The organism is Oligella urethralis DSM 7531, assembly GCF_000372065.1.
In the GTDB taxonomy this organism is placed as follows: Bacteria; Pseudomonadota; Gammaproteobacteria; order Burkholderiales; family Burkholderiaceae_B; genus Oligella; species Oligella urethralis.
The window spans coordinates 21742-28136 of record NZ_AQVB01000020.1; the positions used below are offsets into that span (position 1 = coordinate 21742).

Genomic DNA, 6395 nt, shown 5'->3' on the forward strand with positions numbered 1-6395 from the left:
CTCGTAGATTAAATGTGATAGATATCAATCACTTGTCGGATGTAGTCATTTTTTAGGACGATTTTTTTCTTATTGATTTTTAACTCATCGCCATCTTTCACGATGGTGACAAAAATCGTACCGAAATAGTGATCGGTTGTACGGTAGCGGAAACTCAAGGTATGGAAGTTATAACGAACATCAACCTCATTGTCGCGGCTGTCTAAAATTTCAATGTTACTAATCATGTGAGTAGTACGCGGTTCCGGAGTTGATGCGCTTGAACGTTCAGTTTGAATACGGAAAATACGATCCTCAAGACCTCTACGATCCGGGTAGTAAATTAAAGACACTTCTGACTGCGGGTCTTTTGTTAACTCGTCATCATCGTTCCAACACGGCATCCAATACTCTACATTGTCTGCATAGCATGTGAGCCAGTTCTCCCATTCTCTATCGTCGAGATAACGTGCTTCACGATATAAAAAACGTCGAATTGTAATGTAATCCATGGCAATGTCTCCTTAGGCTACGTTATCTGAAGATTTAGCGTGTGCTAGTTGCTCTTTCTCTTTGGCTAAAGCATTTTGCATGGTACTTAGCCAGAAGTCGTGTTGACAGACAAATAAGCCTTCATCCTCACTTCTTTCCCCGCTTAGCAAAGGATTAATGCCGAGCTTTTTGGCATTCGCATCAGGTCCTTTAATCCATAATGGTGCACCACGGCTTAGGTCATTCCAAGCAGCGCTTGAGGCGGCAGCATAGCCCTCCTGGCAGGCGCGGAACTCTTCTAAGTCATCGGCAGTACCCATGCCCGACACGTTAAAGAAGTCTTCATATTGACGTAAACGGATCGCACGGTTTTCAGCACTTTCATTCTTAGGTGCCCAACAATAAATCGTGACCTCTGTTTTATCAACGCTGATAGGGCGAGTCACACGAATTTGTGTAGAAAACTGATCCATTAAATACACGTTTGGATACAAGCCTAAGTTACGTGTTTGCTTAATAATTAGATCGGCTTTTTCTTCCCCTAAGCGCTCAACCAATTCATCACGATTCGAGTAGACAGGACGAACCTCAGGGTTTAAGGTATTCGTCCAAAGTAGGATATGCCCATTTTCAAAGCCATAGACACCATTGACGCTTTTACTCCAACCTTGAGCGTCAACCGCTTTGGTACCTTCCTCGTGGCGACGTCCCATGGTGGCGAGATAGTTCCAGTGAACACTGCTAACGTGATAGCCGTCGGCGCCATTTTCCATCTGGAGTTTCCAGTTTCCGTTATAGATGTAGCTAGAGTTACCACTTAAGATTTCGATACCTTCAGGCGCTTGTTCGACGATTTGGTCGATAATGACTTTGGTCTCACCTAGGTAGTCTGCCAATGGCATCACATCCGGGTTTAGGCTTGCAAATAAGAAGCCTTTATAGTTTTCAAAACGCGGCACCTTCGTTAGGTCGTGTGAACCGTTGGTGTTGAACTGAACGGGATATTCAGTCGTCTTTTCGTCTTTGACTTTCAGTAACTTACCTTTATTATTAAAGGTCCAGCCATGGAAAGGACAGGTAAAGCTACCGCGATTACCGCGCTTGCGTCGACAAAGTGTGGCACCACGGTGGGCACAGGCATTAATAAGCGCATTTAATTCATTGTCTTTACTACGTGTAATGACGATAGGTTGACGCCCGATATAAGTAGTGAAGTAATCATTGACCTCAGGAATTTGGCTTTCATGTGCAACATAAACCCAATTGCCCTCAAAAATATACTTCATTTCAAGTTCAAAGATATCTGGGTCTGTAAAAACATCACGACGGCAGCGGTAAATACCGGCTTCTTCGTCTACTTGCATGGCTGAGTTAAGTACTTGCTCAACCTCATAGATTTTTTCCATAACTCTTCCTTTTTCTGGTGAGTTGTTGCTAATTCGGAGCGTAGATTGCTCCAAATCAGCAACAGTAATTGTTTCTTATTGATTTAATGGATTAACCGACTAAACGTGGACGCTCAACGATTTGATTGTCTTCACCTTCGACTAAGGCAGTGAGGTGAATATCAAAGGTGATTTCAGCAAATGGTCCTTCAACGCCTTCTTCCTTGATGCGAGCAGGATCAGTGACCTCTGTTAATGGTGGAACTAAGCCTTCACGCGTAGCATAGGCAAAGTCATCATTCACTAAAGGATCGCCGTCGATATTGATTTGGGTGGTTAATTTACGATGATCGTCTGCTGTTACGAAGAAGTGAATATGCGCAGGACGGTTACCGTGGCGACCTAATTGATTCAGTAACTGCTGAGTAGGACCATCTGGTGGGCAGCCGTAACCTGAAGGCACAATACTGCGGAATTTGTATTGACCATTTTCGTCAGCCATAATGGTGCGACGCATGTTGAATGGCTTTTGCTCACCGGTTGGGTCAAAGTGAGAGTAGAAACCCTTGGTGTTACAATGCCATACCTCAACCTTAGCGTTAGGGATAGGTTGACCATCAGCACCATAAACCGTGCCGTGCATAATCAAGGTGTGACCGTCTTTATCTGAACCATCATCTAAGCGAGCATAACCCTGCTCTACAGGTGCGCCGACGACGTATAAAGGACCTTCAATGGTACGTGGGGTACCGCCTTCGATGCCTAATTGCTCATCTTCAGCATCCATACGCATATCTAAATAACGGTCAAAACCTAAGCCCGGTGATAAAAGACCCGCTTCTTGTGCTTGACCTAATTGGTTTAGATAAGCAATACCTGCCCAGAACTCGTCCGGGGTGATATTTAAGTCCTCAATGGTCTTGTATAGATCAGACACGATGCGATGGATAATTTCTTTGGTGCGTGGGTTGCCACCTTCATAGGTTAAACCACAGGCGATTTTTAAAAAATCTTGAACTTCTTTTGTATCAAAAAGTTTTACACTCATTGATGTCTCCTTAGATTAATGTAGAAAAAATGGGTATATAAAAAACACTGATGGATAGAAAGCGTTTATGCACCAGTTGCTAAACTCACACTTTTTTGGCGTTGAGCTCGATTAAAAAAATGGACTCGCTCTTCATCAAGTGCGATACCTAAACCCGGTCCTTGAGGAATTTGCAGCTCGAAATTCTCATACACTAAGGGTGTGGCTAGAATTTCTTCTGTAATTAAAAGAGGACCGAATAATTCAGTACCCCATTGCAGGGCATGGAAAGTTGCAAAAGCATGTGCTGAAGCCACGGTACCGATAGCGCCTTCCAGCATGGTGCCGCCATATAGTTCGATATTTGCTGCTTCGGCAATGGCTGCTACCTTTTGTGAGGCTCGTAAACCACCGGATTGCTCTACTTTGATAGCAAAGACATGGGTGGCATTATTTTTGGCTAATTCAAAGGCGGAAGCGGGGCCGACTAGTAACTCATCTGCCATGATGGCAATTTTGGCCTGGGCCGTCAGACGCTTTAAGGCATCTGCACAAGCGACAGGCTGCTCAACTAATTCACAACCCACGTCTGCTAAGCCGTCAACACCGTAACGCGCCTCTAATTCAGACCACGCCATATTGACGTCCACACGGACGGCGCCACGGTCGCCTAATGCTTTTTTAATGGCTGCCACATGGGCGATATCTTTGGCCACATCTCGGGTACCGATTTTTAGTTTAAAAATTCGGTGACGACGACGAGCTAACATCTCTTCGGCTTCGTCAATATCTTTTGCGGTATCACCTGAAGCCAATGTCCAAGCAACTGGTAGGCTTTTGCGTAAACTACCACCGAGTAGTTCAGCAACAGACAGATTGAGACGCTGGCCTAAGGCATCATAGAGCGCGGTTTCGATAGCGCTTTTTGCAAAGCGATTGCCTCTGATTGCGGTGTTTAATTGCTGCATTAACAACGGTACTTGATCTGCAGGCTGACCAAGCAATAAGGGCGTAAAATAAGTATCAATATTAAGCTTCATGCTTTCTGGTGATTCTTCACCGTAGGCTAAGCCACCGATGGTCGTACCTTCGCCAATACCGACTGAACCATCCGAACAGTGAATGCGCACGAGCATAAGCGTTTGCCCCTTCATCGTCGTCATGGACAGTTGATGGGGACGAATGGTCGGTAAATCCACTAGTAGCGTTTGAATGCTATCGATTGTTACCATGTCTACTCTATCCTGTGTAAATAGTTGTTTTCATTAGCATTCATTAAACCGTTGGAGCTAATAAGCGTCCAATTCTTTAATTGCCTAGATTTATACAAAAAAGGTATAATCTAAAAATATCTTAATAAAATCAACTAGTTACGATTTCAAAAGCACTAAACCTATGGATTACCCTAGATGGATTTAAAGCAAATTCGTTATTTTGTGGCGGTGGCAGAGGAGCGCAGTTTTACTGCGGCAGCTGAGCGCTTGCATATCACGCAGCCACCTTTGAGTCGGCAGATTCAGTTATTAGAAGAGTCGCTGGGTGTGCAGTTAATTGAGCGTGATAATCGACCCTTGACCTTAACGGAGGCTGGGCGTCTGTTTTATGAGCAGAGTTTGCAGCTTTTAACGCGGGTTGAGCAACTGCAAATTGCCACGATGCGTGTAGGTCAGAGCTATCAACGACAATTATCAATAGGCTTTGTTGTGTCAAGCATTTATAGTGGCTTACCTCGTGTTATTCAACTTTTCAGGTCTGAGTATCCTGAAACGAGATTGCAATTTGTTGAGTTAACCACCGCAGAGCAGCTTGAAGCCTTAAAGTCAGGCCGTATTGATATTGGCTTTGGGCGAGTGCGTATGTATGATTCAGCAATCACTAGGATTACCTTGAGAGAGGAGCGCCTAGCCTTAGCCATACCCTCATTCAGTCCATTGGCAAATGATGATAGCCCGGTGCGTCTTGAGGTGTTAAATCAGCAAAGTCTGATTGTTTTTCCTTCTAATGTGAGCATGGGCTTTGCTGATTATGTCCTAAATACCTTACATGATAAGCGAATTTATCCTGAGGAAGTGCATGAGGTGCAGAGCCTACAAACAGCCTTAGGTTTAGTGGCGGCCGGTATTGGTTATTGCGTCATACCGACCGAAGCCCGAGCACGTAATGATCTGCACTATCGACTCATTGCTGAAGAGGAAAAGGTCAGTATGCCAATTATTTTCAGTCATCGTAAAAATGATAGTTCATGGTACATCGATGCCATGTTAACGATGGTGGATAAAATGTATCAAGTGCGTCCGGAGTTATTAAAACCAGATTACGGTTTCAGACCGTAGTTTGTTAATTGTCATCAAGCTGACCCAGCGATCGCCTATACTAGTATTAGGGTTTAACATTATTTAAAGGAGATTTGTTGTGTTTGAACTGAAAGATCAAATTGCTATCGTTACGGGCGGTGCAAAGGGTATTGGTAAAGGTATTGTTAAAACCTTAATTGAGGCTGGTGCCAAGGTTGTGATTGCGGATATTGATGAAGCGGCAGCTGAGCAAACAGCGGCGGAGTTGGGTTGTGCGTTTAAAGCGTTAGACGTGACCTCACAGGCTCAATGTAAAGCGGTTGTTGATGAGGTGGTGAGCGAGTATGGTCGCTTAGATATTCTTTGCTCAAATAGCGGTATTTTCCCACAAGCCTATTTAGCCGATATGACGGAGGCGGATTGGGATCAGATGCAAAATATCAACCTTAAGGGTACGTTTTTTGTGACACAAGCGGCGCTAGCCTATATGAAAAAGCAAGGCTATGGTCGTGTTGTGATTACCGCTTCCATTACCGGTCCGATCACGGGCTATCCAGGTTGGAGTCATTATGCCGCGAGTAAAGCGGGGCAGCTTGGCTTTATGCGTAGTGCCTCATTAGAGTATGCCAAAGAGGGGATCACGATTAATGCGGTGATGCCGGGTAATATTCTCACAGAGGGTTTAGCGGCCCAGGGTGAGGAGTATTTAGGTCAAATGACACGCTCCATTCCTGCTAGAAAGCTAGGCAAGCCAGAGGATATCGGTTATGCCGTATGCTTCCTTGCTTCCAAAGAGGCGAGCTACATCACGGGTCAAACCATTATTGTCGATGGTGGGCAGATCTTGCCGGAGTCACCGGAGGCCATACTCTAAGTTGTTGTATCTAAGCTTTGATTTCTTAGAAGGTGGTTCAATACGTTGAGCCACCTTTTTGTGTTTGCCCAGCGAGGTTGGCAAACCCGACAGGTTGCAAGAGACCTGTATCACCCTGACTAAGGGGAAGATAATCCGAATGGCAAGGGCGTTGCCGGCTAACGGCAGGGTCTGAAGGAAGCCATAGGAAGTAAGATGTCCATAGCGTTAGTGAACCTGATTCGGCAGGTTAGGGGGGTAAGCGTGCACAATCTCGCAAAGCCCAATACTTAGTCAGCCCTAACATGTGATTGAGGATGGCATATCTTACAGGGAGTCAACGCAGTAACCGGGGAAGCCTGGCA

The 6395-nt window shown here is 45.0% G+C and carries 6 protein-coding genes; 2 read left to right on the forward strand and 4 right to left on the reverse strand.

Annotated features, from left to right (window positions below; all coding sequences use genetic code 11):
* Nucleotides 1-8: 8 nt before the first annotated feature.
* From benB to A3GA_RS0109825, 4 genes are all read right to left on the reverse strand, one after another.
* A complete protein-coding gene (benB, locus tag A3GA_RS0109810) occupies nucleotides 9-497 on the reverse strand; it encodes a benzoate 1,2-dioxygenase small subunit (RefSeq protein ID WP_026156942.1) in 489 nt (162 codons plus the stop codon).
* Nucleotides 498-503: 6 nt separating this feature from the next.
* Nucleotides 504-1877, reverse strand: coding sequence for a Rieske 2Fe-2S domain-containing protein (locus A3GA_RS0109815; RefSeq protein ID WP_018027234.1), 1374 nt, complete (start codon nucleotides 1875-1877; stop codon nucleotides 504-506).
* Between the two features lie 91 nt (nucleotides 1878-1968).
* Nucleotides 1969-2904 carry a catechol 1,2-dioxygenase gene (gene catA / locus A3GA_RS0109820; protein ID WP_018027235.1) on the reverse strand — a complete coding sequence of 312 codons (936 nt, stop codon included), beginning with the start codon at nucleotides 2902-2904 and terminating at the stop codon, nucleotides 1969-1971.
* Nucleotides 2905-2969: 65 nt separating this feature from the next.
* The gene (locus tag A3GA_RS0109825; protein WP_018027236.1) at nucleotides 2970-4115 is read right to left on the reverse strand and encodes a muconate/chloromuconate family cycloisomerase; all 1146 of its coding nucleotides are present in this window, start codon (nucleotides 4113-4115) and stop codon (nucleotides 2970-2972) included.
* 177 nt (nucleotides 4116-4292) lie between these two features.
* Here A3GA_RS0109825 and A3GA_RS0109830 point away from each other — a divergent pair, with 177 nt between their 5' ends.
* Both A3GA_RS0109830 and fabG read left to right on the forward strand, forming a co-directional pair.
* Nucleotides 4293-5216, forward strand: coding sequence for a LysR family transcriptional regulator (locus tag A3GA_RS0109830; protein WP_018027237.1), 924 nt, complete (start codon nucleotides 4293-4295; stop codon nucleotides 5214-5216).
* Nucleotides 5217-5295: 79 nt separating this feature from the next.
* A complete protein-coding gene (gene fabG, locus A3GA_RS0109835; protein ID WP_018027238.1) occupies nucleotides 5296-6051 on the forward strand; it encodes a 3-oxoacyl-ACP reductase FabG in 756 nt (251 codons plus the stop codon).
* Nucleotides 6052-6395 lie beyond the last annotated feature (344 nt).